The following is a 1,100-nucleotide window of genomic DNA, read 5'->3' on the forward strand; positions in this document are numbered from 1 at the left end:
GGGCCTGTGTGACGTCGTGATCAACCAGTCGCCTTCAGTAGATCGTTGATCCAGATCATGGACGCGCGGAGGTGGAGGCCGGCGAGGTAGCTCTCGGGTGTCTTGTCGTATCGAGTCGCGATGCCTCGCCAGGCCTTCAGCTTGTTGATCAGGCGCTCGACGGTGTTCCGCTCCTTGTAGAGATCGGCGTCGTAGCGTGTGGGGCGGCCGCCCCGGCTGCCTTTCCTCTTTCGATTGGCAGCCTGGTCCTTCTTCTCCGGGATGACTGCCTTGATGTTGCGTTTCCGCAGGTAAGAGCGGTTAGCGCGGGATGAGTAGGCCTTGTCCGCGGCGACAGCGTCAGGCCGGTTCCGGGGACGGCCGACAGGCAGACGGACCCGCACCTTCTGCAGTACGGGGACGAACTGCGGGCTGTCGGCGGCCTGTCCTGCGGTCAGGACGAACGACAACGGACGGCACTTGCGGTCTGCGGCGAGATGAATCTTGCTCGTCAGCCCGCCACGGGACCTGCCGAGCAGGGCTTGCTTCAAGCGGAGCTTGCGCCGTCGCCTGATGTACCGCCGCTCTTCCTGCTCGGGGCCGTCACCGCCGTCCTGCCCGTTCTGTTCCGGCGGGCCACCCCCTTTTGCCGGGCCCGTTCCTGCTCGGCGGCGGCTTCCTCAAGGGCGTCCATGACCTCCTTGTCGATGTGTATCCCGGCGGCGTCGTGGTGGGCGCGGGCGGTGGTGGAGTCCACGCTGACCAGGGTCAAGTCCGTCTTCCCCTGGCGGGCGGCCTCCGCGATCACGCCTTCCAGCAGTGCGGTGAAGACGCCGGCGTCCCTCCAGACCCGGAAGCGGCCGTAGACCGTCGGCCACGGGCCGAACTCACACGGCATCTCCCGCCACTGACTGCTGGTGCGGAACCGCCAGATCACCCCCTCGAACTGCTCCCGCAGCCGCTCGGGGTACGGGCCGTACTCGCCTATCGGCAGGAACGGCTCGATCAACTTCCACTGCTTGTCGGTGAGTTGCCTGCGCGTCACGATCGCCTTCCTACCGGATCCGCCTTCCAGGCGGATCCGGATCGGCAAGATTGATCACGACGTCACACAGGCCCTA

At 66.2% G+C, this 1,100-nt stretch carries 1 pseudogene; it reads right to left on the reverse strand.

Going from position 1 to position 1,100, the window contains the following annotated elements:
- Nucleotides 1-20 precede the first annotated feature (20 nt).
- Nucleotides 21-1,024, reverse strand: a pseudogene (locus tag AQI88_RS44660) (IS5 family transposase).
- Between the last annotated feature and the right edge of the window lie 76 nt (nucleotides 1,025-1,100).

Origin of the sequence: Streptomyces cellostaticus (genome assembly GCF_001513965.1) — a bacterium.
In the GTDB taxonomy this organism is placed as follows: domain Bacteria; phylum Actinomycetota; class Actinomycetes; order Streptomycetales; family Streptomycetaceae; genus Streptomyces; species Streptomyces cellostaticus.